The sequence below is a fragment of the Aeromonas sp. Marseille-Q7275 genome, from assembly GCF_965119515.1.
Window position 1 is genome coordinate 62135 of the sequence record NZ_CBCPLW010000010.1, and the last position, 12818, is coordinate 74952.

Consider the following 12818-nt stretch of genomic DNA (forward strand, 5'->3'; position numbering starts at 1 on the left):
CTCCAGGATCAGATAGCGAGGAAGCCCAGGATCAGGATGGGGCCGAGCAGACTCAGGATAAAGCCCGAGACGATGGCCACAGGGACCACCTGGATGCCGCCGGATTTCTGGATGACCGGCAGGGTGAAGTCCAGCGCGGTGGCACCACCGTAACCGATGGCGGCGGAGGGGTGGCGACGCATCAGCACCGGAATGATGAGGATGGCGATGAGCTCGCGCCCCAGATCGTTGATGAAGGCGGCGGAGCCGAGCACAGGCCCCAGCTTGTCGGCCACCAGGATGCCGGAGAGCGAATACCAGCCGAAGCTGGAGCTCATCGCCAGACCATGGGCAAAGGGCATGCCCAGCAGTTGTGAGGCCAGCAGGCTGCCGAGCCAGCTGCTGAGGATGACGGTGGCGGCTATCTTCATGCCCCAGGGGTTGAGCAGGATCTGGCGCAGCCGCATGCCGGAGTTGCGCATCTGGATGCCGATGAGCAGCAGCAACAGCATCAGGGCCCACTCGCTCCACTTGTCGATGGGCAGGGCGCGCAAGTCCACCAGCAGACCCAGCAGCACGCCGCCGAGCACCACGAAGCAGAGCTGGAGCGACTCCCACAGCAGATGCAGCTTGCTCGGCATCCTGGCGTCGCTCGACTCGTGGGTGGGGGGGCTGCGTCTGTCCAGCCACCAGAGCGCCAGCAGGTTGCAGGCGGTGATGGCGGCCAGCATCACCCCGGCCACCTTGAAGATCACCGCCAGGTTGCTGCCGAGGTTCTCCACATAGGCCAGCCCCAGCCCCATCAGGAACAGGATGAGATAGACCATCTTGCCGAGGGATTGATTGATCAGCTTGATGAGCCGGGTGGAGGAGAGGGGGACAAGATAGCCGACACCTAACGGCAGCAGGATCAGCAACACATTCAGCAACATTGGGGCCTCGGTCACAAAACTGGGAAAACGACACATTACCACTACTTATTGGCCAAGAGTCATAAATCCACGAGTTTGTATGCCTCATTCGACCCTTTTTTTATCGGTTTGTTACTTTTCCATGGCGAGACCGCCTTCCCGGAGCCCTCTGATCTCGGGCCGTCATCGCCAATAAAATCAATTCCATTCAGAAAAAAGTGCGTTTTGTTCAGCCGAGGCGGGGTGAATAAAGTGACTCTGAACGGCTTCTGACTGAAATGGCTGAATCTTCTTGCTACTGGTGCGTTCCGGGTATAAAAAGGCGGTATTCCGGAGGTGGTGCAAAGCGGATTTTATGCAGACAAAGTGCTGAAAAATACCGCCAAGGCCAATAAAAATACAGATAAACCACTAAATACCTCGGTTCTGTATTGTTTTTTAACTACCTGAATGATATTTTCGCTGAAGGTTGCCATCGGTTAACTTTTTGTTAAATTCACGATGGTGGAGTCACGCCGTAGCGGCGTCTAGGGACAGACAAGGTTGTAATGGATGAGCGACGTTGCCGCACTGGAAGTTCGTGAACTGCACAAGTATTTTGGCACCCACGAAGTGCTCAAGGGCATCGATATGACGGCCCGCAAGGGGGATGTGATCTCCCTGATCGGCTCCTCGGGTTCGGGGAAGTCGACCTTTCTACGCTGTATCAATCTGCTGGAAACCCCCTCTTCCGGCACGGTCTCACTCCATGGCGAGCTGATCCGCATGAAGAGCAATCGGGCCGGCGAACGCCTGCCTGAGGACATGCGTCAGGTGGAGCGCATTCGCAGCCGCCTGGCCATGGTGTTTCAAAGCTTCAACCTCTGGTCCCACATGACCATCATGCAGAACATCATCGAAGTCCCGATCCAGGTGCTCAAGGTGCCCCGTGCCGAGGCCATCGCCAAGGCGGAGCAGCTGCTCAACCGGGTGGGGCTGTGGGAGCGGCGCGACTACTACCCCGGCCACCTCTCCGGCGGCCAGCAGCAGCGGGCGGCCATCGCCCGTGCCCTGGCGGTCGAGCCCGAGGTGATGCTGTTCGACGAGCCCACCTCGGCGCTCGATCCCGAGCTGGTGGGGGAGGTGCTCGGCCTGATGCGCGAGCTGGCGGAGGAGGGGCGCACCATGCTGGTGGTCACCCACGAGATGTCGTTCGCCCGTGACGTCTCCAACAAGGTGATGTTCCTGCACCAGGGGCGGGTGGAGGAGGAGGGCAATCCCAAGGAGATCTTCGCCCATCCCAAGTCTGAGCGATTCAAGCAATTCATCTCTTCCATCTATTGATGGAGGAGCGGTATTTTCAATATTCTGCGTTTTCAACGATCGACGTGTTTATCAAGGAGAGATACATGAACAAGCTGATGCTGGCGACTGCCGTGATGACGGCCCTGTGTTCCGGTAGCCTGATGGCCAAGGAGTGGAAAGAGGTGCGGATCGGGGTGGAAGGTGCCTATCCCCCCTTCTCCTGGACCGAGCCGAGCGGCGAGGTGAAAGGCTTTGACATCGACATCGCCAACGCCCTGTGTGAAGAGATGAAGGTGAAGTGCACCCTGATCAAGCAGGATTGGGATGGCATCATTCCGGCGCTGCTGTCACGCAAGTATGACGCCATCATCGCCACCATGGACATCACCGAAGAGCGCAAGAAGAAGGTGGACTTCACCCAGAAGTACCAGCACATTCCGGCCCGCTTCGCCGCCAAGAAAGGCACCGAGGTGCAGCTCGACAAGGCCTTCATGGATGGCAAGACCATCGCCGTGCAGCGTGCCACCTCCATGGACACCTACATCACAGACAACTTCCCCAATGCCACCATCAAGCGCTACGGCACCGCGGACGAGGCCTATCTCGATCTGAAATCCGGCCGGGTTGACTATGTGATGGCCGACTCCGCCGCCATCAGCGACGGCCTGCTGAAGAAAGAGGGCGGCGACGCCTTCGAGTTCGTAGGGCCCAAGCTGACCGATCCCAAGTGGTTTGGCGAGGGTGCCGGCATCGCGGTACGCAAGGCTGACAAGGATCTGAAAGAGAAATTCAATGCCGCCATCCTGGCCCTGCGCGCCAACGGCAAGTACAAGGAAATCAACGACAAGTACTTCGACTTCGACGTGTACGGCGAGTAACTCCCAGGCGCGCTACCCCGGGTAGCCGCCGAAGGGATTGCGGCGGATCATCACGACAGGTTGACCCTCGTCTGTCCTCATCGGGCCCGTTGTCTCTCGCAAGGGAGCGATGGGCCCGCTTAGTTGCAATGGAGCTGCATGTGTTTGGTTTGAAAGGATATTGGGACGGGCAAGCCCGCTCAATGCGTTGCAATGGAGCCGCATATGTTTGATTTGAAAGGATACGAAACCTCCCTGCTGGAGGGGGCCTGGGTCACCCTGGAGGTGGCACTGGCCTCTCTGCTGCTGGCGCTGGTGCTCGGCATGCTGGGCGCCCTGGCCAAGCTCTCCCCCTACAAGTGGGCGCGCGGCATCGCGACCGCCTACACCACCGTCATTCGCGGCATCCCGGATCTGGTGCTGATGATGCTGCTGTTCTTCGGCGGCCAGGTGCTGATCAACGGGATCTGCACCTGGGTCAACGAGGCCTACAACAACTACCTGCTGGAGAGTAACCCTAACCAGGAGTGGGTCTCCCTGCTGCCGGATTACATCGACATCAGCCCCTTTGCGGCCGGGGTCGCCACCATAGGCTTCATCTTCGGTGCCTACATGACCGAGACCTTCCGTGGCGCCATCCTGGCGGTGGACAAGGGGGAGCTCGAGGCGGCCCGTGCCTTTGGCATGCGGGCGACCCAGGTGTTTGTGCGGATCCTCTTCCCCCAGATGATGCGCCACGCCCTGCCTGGCTTTGGCAACAACTGGCTGGTATTGCTCAAAACCACGGCCCTGGTCTCCATCATCGGGCTCGATGACATGGTGCGAAAGGCGTCCCTGGCGGCGGGCTCGACCCAGCAGCCCTTTACCTTCTACATGGCGGTGGCGCTGATCTTCCTGATCTTCACCGCAGTCTCGACCTCGGCGCTCAAGTGGGCCGAGCGTCACTACGCCATCAAGACGAGGTAAGCCATGCCGTATTCAATGCAGTCATTCGTTTACTGTGATCGTCGCGGTGTCAGTGCCGAGCGTATCTCCATCACGATCAAGACGAGGTAAGCCATGGATTTTTCCATCATTCTCACGGAGTGGCCCACCTACTGGGAGGGCTTCTACACCACCATCTGGCTGGTGGCGGCCTCCCTCATGCTCGGCCTCATGCTGGCGGTGCCCATGGGCATTCTGCGCAACAGCCGCAACTGGCTGATCAAGGGGCCGATCTGGGCTTATATCTACTTCTTCCGCGGCACCCCGCTGCTGGTGCAGCTGTTCATCATCTACTACGGGGCTGCCCAGTGGGAGTGGCTCAAGAACGGCCCCGCCTGGGTGCTCTTCTCCGAGGCCTGGTTCTGCGCCCTGCTGGCGTTCACCCTCAACACCGGTGCCTACACCGCAGAGATAGTGCGCGGCGCCGTGCTGAACATGCCAAAGGGGCAGATTGAGGCGGCCAACGCCTTCGGCATGAGCCGCTGGCAGACCCTCACCCGCATCATACTGCCCAACTCGTTTCGCCGTGCGCTGCCCGCCTACAGCAACGAGGTGATCTTCATGCTGCAAGGCTCGGCGGTGGCGGGCATCATCACCATCGTCGACCTGACAGGTGCGGCGCGGATCATCAACTCCCGCTACTACAGTCCGTTCGAGGCCTTCCTGACCGCAGGCCTGCTCTACATGCTGCTCACCTTCGCCATCGTCTGGCTGTTCAAGAAGTGGGAGGCCCGCTGGCACGCCCACCTGCGTCCCCGCAGCGTATGATCTGATACAAAAGCCAGAGACAAAAAAGCCCGCAGTCGCGGGCTTTTTCATGCTCGGCATGAGCTAGAGCATGGTCACGGGTGTGAGCATCTCCTCGGTCAGGAGGCAAAATGCACCCAGAATGGCCAAGGCCCCGACAACGCCGGAAGGTGTTGCCGCGCGTTGACTCTTCTGGGCAGAGGGGGCCTGCACATTGTGCTGCTGGATCTTCTCCACCACGGCCATGGCACCCATGTCCAGATGACGGTAGAAGCTGGCGTTGAGCTGGGTCAGATGCAGCAAGGACTGGCGCATCCGCTCGAAGGTCTTTTTGCAAACCGGATTTTGTTTGTGCCAAAACCCCTCAAGGGAGCCTCTTGTCGTCAGACCTGGCAGATCATAGAGGGCACGCCCCATGCAGAAGGTCGGCACCTGGTGCAGCAGGGCGGAGAGGCCCACCGTGCTGTTGATGGTGATGACCCCCTTGAGCAGCGGATAGAGGGTGGGCAGTGGCAGCTCATAGCCATAGAACACCCGCCCTTCCAGCCCGAGCAGCGTCACCAACCGGTTGATCTGGGACTGATAACTGACATAGCCCCGATCCATGGGGTGGTGCTTGAACAGCAGCACATCCTCGCGGCGGGCGTGCTCGGCGAAGGAGTTCATCACCTGGGCGACCATCTCTTCCACCCCGCTCAAATCCGAATGCTCCCGGATCTGAAAGTCTTCGGTGACCTGGAGCGGCACGAAGAAGATATGCCCCTTGTGCCGGGGCAGGGCCTTGAGCAGGTTGCGATCTGTCCATCTGTGCCTCCACTTCACCAAGCCCCCAGCCACCCAGCCCCTGGCCTCCTGATAGAGGCTCCAGGGCCTGTGATTGACGAAATGGGGGTAGCGCCAGTGCAACAGGTTCTTGTTGATGTGGTAGCGGCTGGCATACCAGGCCCGGCAGGCGAAGGTCTTGCCCACCTTCAGCGGCGCCTCATAAGGCGCTGGCCACGTCATCTCGGCCAGCGAGTCACGCTTGGCATAGAGCGGGCTGAAGGCATTGACGCCCCCTTGCTCCAGGGTCACGAAGTCGGGGCGCAGATAACCCTCCTCCATGGCCCAGACACGGATCTTTTTCAGCTTGCAGATACGGATGGCCTGCTGATGGTAGTAACGGCAATCGCCGTAACAGATGAGGCTGTCGATGCCATGGCGCTTGATGAAGCGGCGAAAGAAGGTGTTCCAGGTATCCGGCTTGCCAGTGAAGCGTTCGCTATGGCCCACGCAGCGCCAGCACTCATCCCCCCCGTTGAAGTGGATCTTGTAGACCTCGTGGCCGGCGTCGGAAAGCGCCTTGCTGAGGGTCTGAAAGAAGGGGCCCAGCGGTCCTTGCAGCAGCAAAATCTTCATGTACGACTTATCTCATCAACTGGGGAAGGGAGGGGCGTTGCAGCAGAGTCTGCACCAGATAATTCAGCTTGACTTGCCAGCGCTGCCAGCGGCTCGACTTGCGGCCGGATGATTGGCCTTGTGAGGCCAGTTGGCGGATCAACTGCTCCGGACTTATCCAGAGCCCGCTCTGCCAATCGATATAGAGCGGATAGGCCACCAGGGTCAGATAGACCAGTGCCGCCAGGGGGAGCGAGCGCTGGCGCCGGGCCGGGGGATGGGCGTCCGTGGTCAGCCCCCAGCCGCTGTAGAAGGGCTGGCCCCAGGTCGTCACCTTGACCCCTTGCACCAGCGCCTCGAAGCCGCTCAGGGAGGTCATGGTGTGCAGCTCGTCCACGTGGGGATAGAGGCTGGTCAGGCCGATATCCAGCACCTGGCTGTCCACGCACTCCGCCAGGCAGGCCGCAGAAATGGCCCCGGCCCGATTGCCCGCCACCACATCCGGGTGAGGTTTGTAGAGGATGTGGGCCTCTGGCTTGGCGGCGCGCACCGCCCACAGCAACTGCTCGTTGCTGCGAATGGTCGGGCTGCCGGTCAGGATGGAGGCATCCCCATCCACCTGGCCCACCACCAGCACCAGGGGACGGCCATCGGCGGGAGGCGTGAAGTGCTCCGGGGCGCCGACATTGTATTTGCTCACCTTGTTTTCGCGCAGCAGGGTGAGCAGTTGCTCGCCCCGATCGAGCTGTGACTGGGTCAGCTCCTGATAATTGAGCAACTGCTCGAGCCCGCTGGGGCTGCGGCTGTCGAAATAGATCCCGACCGGATCCAGCGACAGGGAAGAGGGGCGGCACAGGTTGGAGCCAAGCCCCCTGGAGCGGATAAAGCCATCTTCCACCCGAATGGCCGAGGTGAGCTCGGGGTAACGACTGCCCCATACCAGCACCTGCTCGTCACCGGTCAGCCGTTTTGGCGGCTTGCGCACAAAACAGAGTTCCTCGGCCAGGGGCCGGCAGAAGGCCTGCATAAAGGTGCGCTTCCACAAGGAGAATCCCACCAGATAGAGCCTGCGCCAGCGGGGAGCGGCCTTCTGCTGGCGGGCGATGATGGCGATCACCTCTTCCACCTCGCAGCGCTGGCCAAGCACGGGATCCAGATAGCGGGGATAGCAGATCAGTGCCGCCGCCACCAGCTGGGCCAGTGACACCTGAACGTTGCGGCGTTCACACGGCTTGCTGTCCTGGGTCAGACCCCAACCCGCATAAAACGGCATGCCGAAGCAATACACCGATTTGCCGAGCAGCAGCGCCTCGAAGCCAAGCTGGGATGACACTGTGTAAACGGCGTCCACCAGGTTGAGCAGGGCATGGGGATGACAATGGTCGGCAACGATCTCTACATCCCTCAGTTTCAGTCTGGCCAGCACGCCACTCTTCTTGCCAAAGCGGGTATCCGGGTGGGTGCGAAGCAAGAGACGGGCATCGGGATGATTGCGCCGCGCCGCCTCCACCATGGCGATAAAGTCCGCCTCGCTGGCCAGGGCGCCGGGAATGGAGAGATCCCCGGCCACCTGATCCACCAGCAAGACGCAGGGCCTGCCATCTTGCAGCAGACGCTGGGCCAGCGCCACAGGCAGCCCACCCACATCCTTCGCCGTCAGGCTGGTCGCCGAATGAGAAGAGAGAGAGGCGGGTCGCCCGGCATAGCAGTTGTATTTGGTGACCCCAAGGCGTATCAGTTCATGGACAAGCCGCTCGGCTCGCGCCAGCATGGCGGCGTCACAGGGGGTGGCGATAAGCTGTTCAAGCTGGCTGGGCTGGCGGGCATCGTAATAGATACCGACCGGATCGGCGATAAGGGACACCGCCTTGCCGCCCTTGGCCGGATGGCCGATATAGCCGATAAAGCCATCTTCCAGTTGCCAATAGGGCAGTCCCAGCGACTTCGCTTTCTGCCTTATTTGATAGGTATTGGACTTTTGACCCCAGCCCACTATCACGTCATTGTCAGCAAACGGCATATTGTCGTGGAAGAGGTGTAACTGGCAGCCAAGCATAGGTTCAATATTTGCTTTTCTGGCCAGGATGCCTTTTGAACCTGTCAATAATTTCATTTTTGCTCTGCGCTGTAGAAAACTCCCCGTATCGGGACGGGGAGTGGGATTCAGATAAAGAGGTCTGCATCGAGTAATGACTTGGCAACGCTGTCTTTTGCGGACGTAATGATATCGCAATCCAGAGCAGGCCATTCAATTGCAATGGAGTCATCATTCCACTTAATGCCTCGGTCACTGCTGGGGGCATAATAATTGGTGGTTTTGTACAAAAACTCTGCAGTGTCAGTCAAGGTAACAAAACCGTGGGCGAACCCTTCCGGGATCCACAGTTGATGCTTGTTGTCACCAGAAAGATGCACACCCACCCACTGGCCAAATGTCGGCGAGCTTTTCCTGATATCCACTGCAACATCAAACACTTCACCCGCGACGCAGCGCACCAGCTTCCCTTGGGCGTGGGGGGGCAGTTGATAATGCAAGCCGCGTAATACGCCTTTGGATGATTTGGAGTGGTTATCTTGTACAAAGGTCACACTACGACCTATGGCCGCTTCGAATTGTTGGTGATTGAAACTCTCAAAGAAAAAACCACGGTCATCGCCGAACACTTTTGGCTCAAAGATAAAAACATCGGGGATCTTGGTTTGAATAACATTCATCATGAATACCTGGTGTATAAATGGGGCTGATAGCCCCATTGGGAAATTATTACTTCAGCATTTTCAACAGATACTGACCGTAGGCGTTCTTTTTCAACGGCTCCGCCAGTTTCATCACCTGCTCGGCAGTGATAAAGCCTTTGTGGAACGCAATTTCTTCAGGACATGCCACTTTCAATCCCTGGCGATGTTCGATGGTCTGAATAAAGTTGCTCGCCTCAATCAGGCTTTCATGGGTGCCGGTATCCAGCCAGGCATAGCCTCGGCCCATCATGGCCACCGACAAATTCCCCTGCTCGAGGTAGATACGGTTCACGTCGGTAATTTCCAGTTCACCACGAGGAGAAGGCTTCAGGCTTTTCGCAATCTCCACCACGCTGTTATCGTAGAAATAGAGGCCAGTCACCGCATAGTTGCTCTTGGGCTCCAGCGGCTTCTCTTCCAGAGAAATCGCCGTTCCCTGCTTATCAAACTCCACCACGCCATAGCGTTCTGGATCGTGTACATGATAGGCAAACACGGTGGCGCCATAAGGCTTGGCGGCGGCTGCCTCCAACTGTTTCTGCAGGTCGTGGCCATAGAAGATATTATCACCCAGCACCAGTGCACAGGGGTCAGAGCCAATAAACTCTTCCCCCAGAATAAAGGCCTGCGCCAGGCCATCTGGGCTTGGCTGCACCTTGTATTGCAGATTCAGGCCCCATTGGCTGCCATCGCCCAGCAACTGCTCGAAGCGAGGGGTATCTTGTGGCGTGCTGATGATCAAAATATCGCGAATACCCGCCAGCATCAGGGTACTCAACGGGTAATAGATCATCGGCTTGTCATAGATGGGCAGCAGTTGTTTGCTGACGGCCATGGTGACGGGATAGAGACGAGTGCCAGAGCCCCCGGCCAGAATAATACCTTTACGTTTGTTCATAGTGCTTGATTTCTTATCTTTGAATTATGTAACCCATCAAAGTGAATGCGCTTAAATAACACTCACTTTGCGTTTTATCCCTACTGGAGCGTGAGACAGTATACCCACGCTATCTTTATTTTCTTATTTTCCGAGGATCTCGGTCAGCATCCGCTCGACACCGACTTTCCAGTCCGGCAGGCGCAGGTTGAAAACGTGCTGGAACTTGGTGGTATCGAGTCGCGAGTTGTGGGGACGCTTGGCAGGCGTTGGGAACGCGCTGGTCGGGACGGCATTGACTTGTGTGACTGCCAGTTCAACCCCTGCGGCCCTCGCTTTGGCAAACACCAGCTGGGCATAGTCAAACCAGGTAGTAGTACCGGAGGCAATCAGATGGTAGAGCCCCGCCACTTCGGGTTTGTATTGCGCGGTCCGGATCGCATGAGCGGTACAGTCGGCCAGTAGTTCGGCCCCGGTTGGAGCGCCAAACTGATCATGGATGACCGACATTTCACTGCGCTCCTTGCCAAAGCGCAGCATGGTCTTGGCAAAGTTGGCGCCACGGGCGGCATACACCCAGCTGGTACGAAAGATAAGATGGCGAGCACAAAGCGCTGCTGCCTGTTCCCCTGCCAACTTGGTCTCCCCATAGACGTTGAGCGGGGCAGTCTTATCACTCTCGATCCAAGGGCGTTCGCCACTGCCATCGAAGACATAATCGGTGGAGTAGTGCACCAGCCAGGCACCCAGCGCTTCGGCTTCTTTGGCAATCGCGGCCACGCTGGTGGCGTTGAGCAGCTCGGCGAATTCCCGCTCGCTTTCCGCCTTGTCGACGGCGGTGTGGGCTGCGGCATTGACAATCACATCCGGCTTGAGCAGGCGCACTGTTTCGGCCACCCCGGCAGGGTTGCTGAAATCACCGCAATAATCGGTGGAATCGAAGTCGACGGCGGTGACTCGGCCCAACGGGGCGAGTGAGCGCTGCAACTCCCAGCCTACCTGGCCATTCTTGCCGAACAACAGGATATGCATCAGGCACGCTCCCCGTAGTTTTGCTCGATCCAGGATTGATAGGCCCCGCTCTTGACGTTACCGACCCACTGCTGATTTTCCAGGTACCACAGCACGGTTTTGCGAATGCCGGATTCGAAAGTCTCTTGTGGTTGCCAATCCAGCTCGGCGCTCATCTTGCTGGCATCGATGGCATAACGACGGTCGTGACCGGGGCGGTCGGCCACATAGGTGATTTGATCACGATAAGATCCTGCTTTCGGCACCATCTCATCGAGCAGATCGCAGATGGTGTGTACCACCTCCAGGTTCTGCTTCTCGTTGTGACCACCGATGTTGTAGGTCTCGCCGATGACACCTGTGGTGACCACGGTATAAAGCGCGCGGGCGTGATCTTCTACATAGAGCCAGTCACGGATCTGGTCGCCCTTGCCATAAACCGGCAGCGGCTTGCCATCCAGTGCATTCAGGATCACCAACGGGATCAGCTTCTCGGGGAAGTGATAGGGACCGTAGTTGTTGGAGCAATTGGTGACCACAGTCGGCAGGCCATACGTACGGCGCCAGGCGCGGACCAGATGGTCGCTGGAGGCCTTGGAGGCTGAATAGGGGCTGCTCGGGGCATAAGGGGTCGTTTCGGTAAAGAGCGGCAACGCCTCACCGGGAGCAACTTCATCGGGATGGGGCAGGTCGCCATATACCTCATCGGTGGAGATATGATGGAAGCGGAAGGCCGCCTTGCGCGTCTCGTCCAGCACGTTCCAATAGGCTCGGGCTGCTTCCAGCAACATATAGGTGCCGACGATATTGGTTTCGATGAAATCGGCAGGGCCGGTGATGGAGCGATCGACATGGCTCTCTGCCGCCAGGTGCATCACGGCATCGGGTTGGTGGGCGGCAAAGACGCGATCCAGCTCGGCGCGGTTGCAGATATCTACCTGCTCGAACACATAGCGATCGCTGCTTGAGACCTCAGCCAAGGACTCCAGATTACCTGCGTAGGTCAGCTTGTCGAGGTTGACCACTGAGTCTTGGGTATGTTGGATGATATGGCGAACAACCGCAGAACCGATAAAACCGGCACCGCCAGTCACAAGGATCTTCATTTTATGCACTTACCTTTTTGAACGATGTTGGGGTTAAGTTTTTGAGATAGTTGGTAACTGATTGTCCAATCTCATGATGTCGCATGGCATAGGCGATATTGGCCTTCATATAGCCCAACTTGTTGCCGCAGTCGTGGGACAAACCAGTCATATGGAATGCATCGACAGTCTCTTGTTCGATCAACATGGCGATAGCATCGGTCAGCTGGATCTCATTACCGGCACCGGGGGCCGTTTTTTTGAGCAGAGGCCAGATATGGTTGCTCAATACATAGCGGCCGACCACGGCCAAATTGCTTGGTGCCTCATCAACGTCCGGTTTTTCAACCAGCCCGGTAATGGGAGCGGATTGACCAGGTTGCAGTTTGATCTGGTTGCAATCGGCAATACCATATTTGTCTGTATCGCTCAGAGGTACCGGCTCCACCATGACCTGACTCTGGCCGGTCAATTGGTAGCGCACCAACATGGCGGCCAAGTTTTCGGTGTGCTGGTCGGCAGTATATTCATCCAGGATCACGTCGGGCAGCACCACAGCAAAGGGTTCATCGCCGATAACTGGGTAGGCACACAAGATGGCATGGCCCAATCCCTTGGCCTCCCCTTGGCGCACATGCATGATGGTCACATCTTTCGGGCAGATAGCCTGGATTTCATCAAGCAGCTTGCGTTTAACCCGGGCTTCAAGGGTAGCTTCCAGTTCAAATGAGGTATCGAAGTGGTTCTCAATGGCATTTTTGGAGGAGTGGGTCACCAAGACAATCTCCTTGATACCCGCAGCCACACATTCATTGACCACATACTGAATGAGTGGCTTGTCAACGATGGGGAGCATCTCTTTGGGAATGGCCTTGGTTGCAGGCAGCATACGAGTGCCCAGACCGGCGACAGGGATCACCGCCTTTCGAATATTCATAGTTTTTTCTGACATAATTAATATTATCTC

The 12818-nt window shown here is 57.9% G+C and carries 12 protein-coding genes; 4 read left to right on the top strand and 8 right to left on the bottom strand.

What is annotated here, in order from left to right; genetic code table 11:
• Nucleotides 1-8 precede the first annotated feature (8 nt).
• Nucleotides 9-911: a lysine exporter LysO family protein gene (locus tag ACWPWQ_RS11280; RefSeq protein WP_139434168.1), complete on the bottom strand. Its 903-nt coding sequence runs from the start codon at nucleotides 909-911 to the stop codon at nucleotides 9-11.
• Between the two features lie 531 nt (nucleotides 912-1442).
• Between ACWPWQ_RS11280 and ACWPWQ_RS11285 the strand changes: the two genes are divergently transcribed.
• The 4 genes from ACWPWQ_RS11285 (at nucleotide 1443) to ACWPWQ_RS11300 (ending at nucleotide 4783) form a co-directional block, all read left to right on the top strand.
• Nucleotides 1443-2213: an ABC transporter ATP-binding protein gene (locus ACWPWQ_RS11285; protein ID WP_025326493.1), complete on the top strand. Its 771-nt coding sequence runs from the start codon at nucleotides 1443-1445 to the stop codon at nucleotides 2211-2213.
• A gap of 65 nt (nucleotides 2214-2278) precedes the next feature.
• Nucleotides 2279-3052 carry an ABC transporter substrate-binding protein gene (locus ACWPWQ_RS11290; protein WP_139434167.1) on the top strand — a complete coding sequence of 258 codons (774 nt, stop codon included), beginning with the start codon at nucleotides 2279-2281 and terminating at the stop codon, nucleotides 3050-3052.
• 204 nt (nucleotides 3053-3256) lie between these two features.
• A complete protein-coding gene (locus ACWPWQ_RS11295) occupies nucleotides 3257-3997 on the top strand; it encodes an ABC transporter permease (RefSeq protein ID WP_025326495.1) in 741 nt (246 codons plus the stop codon).
• Nucleotides 3998-4090: 93 nt separating this feature from the next.
• Nucleotides 4091-4783 (top strand): ABC transporter permease, encoded by a 693-nt coding sequence (locus ACWPWQ_RS11300; protein WP_275058429.1) that lies wholly within the window; start codon nucleotides 4091-4093, stop codon nucleotides 4781-4783.
• Between the two features lie 63 nt (nucleotides 4784-4846).
• On the opposite strand, the gene ACWPWQ_RS11305 is transcribed toward ACWPWQ_RS11300, so the two are convergent.
• From ACWPWQ_RS11305 to galU, 7 genes are all read right to left on the bottom strand, one after another.
• A complete protein-coding gene (locus tag ACWPWQ_RS11305) occupies nucleotides 4847-6160 on the bottom strand; it encodes a capsule biosynthesis protein (protein WP_454009802.1) in 1314 nt (437 codons plus the stop codon).
• 7 nt (nucleotides 6161-6167) lie between these two features.
• Nucleotides 6168-8159, bottom strand: coding sequence for a capsular polysaccharide biosynthesis protein (locus tag ACWPWQ_RS11310; protein ID WP_454009803.1), 1992 nt, complete (start codon nucleotides 8157-8159; stop codon nucleotides 6168-6170).
• A gap of 143 nt (nucleotides 8160-8302) precedes the next feature.
• Nucleotides 8303-8854 (bottom strand): dTDP-4-dehydrorhamnose 3,5-epimerase, encoded by a 552-nt coding sequence (gene rfbC / locus ACWPWQ_RS11315; protein WP_202046225.1) that lies wholly within the window; start codon nucleotides 8852-8854, stop codon nucleotides 8303-8305.
• Between the two features lie 49 nt (nucleotides 8855-8903).
• A complete protein-coding gene (gene rfbA / locus ACWPWQ_RS11320) occupies nucleotides 8904-9776 on the bottom strand; it encodes a glucose-1-phosphate thymidylyltransferase RfbA (protein ID WP_202046224.1) in 873 nt (290 codons plus the stop codon).
• A gap of 123 nt (nucleotides 9777-9899) precedes the next feature.
• Entirely contained in the window at nucleotides 9900-10787 is an 888-nt protein-coding gene (rfbD, locus tag ACWPWQ_RS11325; RefSeq protein WP_454009804.1) for a dTDP-4-dehydrorhamnose reductase, read from the bottom strand.
• The gene (gene rfbB / locus ACWPWQ_RS11330) at nucleotides 10787-11872 is read right to left on the bottom strand and encodes a dTDP-glucose 4,6-dehydratase (RefSeq protein WP_454009805.1); all 1086 of its coding nucleotides are present in this window, start codon (nucleotides 11870-11872) and stop codon (nucleotides 10787-10789) included. Before rfbB ends, rfbD begins: the two co-directional genes overlap by 1 nt.
• A 1-nt stretch (nucleotide 11873) precedes the next feature.
• Nucleotides 11874-12803 (bottom strand): UTP--glucose-1-phosphate uridylyltransferase GalU, encoded by a 930-nt coding sequence (gene galU / locus ACWPWQ_RS11335; protein ID WP_414017148.1) that lies wholly within the window; start codon nucleotides 12801-12803, stop codon nucleotides 11874-11876.
• Nucleotides 12804-12818 lie beyond the last annotated feature (15 nt).